This window comes from Tamlana crocina (genome assembly GCF_012037625.1).
The window spans coordinates 1-576 of record NZ_JAAVJS010000108.1 but is presented as its reverse complement, the minus strand read 5'-3'; the positions used below and the strand labels follow the sequence as shown (position 1 = coordinate 576).

General features: G+C 39.6%; 1 protein-coding gene. It reads left to right on the top strand.

What is annotated here, in order from left to right; translation table 11 throughout:
- Positions 1-119: 119 nt before the first annotated feature.
- The coding region (locus HC176_RS15845; RefSeq protein WP_167919962.1) for a PglD-related sugar-binding protein at positions 120-576 on the top strand (457 nt) is incomplete at its 3' end.

The following is a 576-nucleotide window of genomic DNA, read 5'->3' as shown; positions in this document are numbered from 1 at the left end:
ATTTATCTTTTCTGCTTGATCTGAAGATCTTGTGGAAGACATTTTTAAAGGTGGTAAAATCTGAAGGAGTAAACACAGCAAATATGGCTACGACAGAACCTTTTAACGGAAATAATTAAATGAATATTTACGGTGCCAGCGGACATGGAAAAGTGATCATTGATCTGGTTCAATCCAGGATGGAAGAGATCCATAATATCCTGGATGATAACAGAGCTATTACCGGTATCTACAACTATTCGGTAATCCATGATATCACGCCTGATGTTCTTCGAAGGAAAACTTTAATTGCTGTAGGGAACAACTTTACGCGGAAGAAAATAGCCATAAATTTCGAAGGGAATTTTTTTAGGGGTATTAGCCATGCAGCTGCAGTAGTAGACGAAACAGTTGAACTGGGAATTGGTACTGTTGTAATGGCAAATGCTGCCATAAATGCCGATACTATTGTTGGAGAACATTGTATTGTAAATACAGGCTGTATCATAGAACATGATTGTGTACTGGAAGATTTTGTACATGTCTCCCCGGGAGCAGTTTTGGCAGGAGGGGTAAAAGTAGGGGAAGGGTCCCATG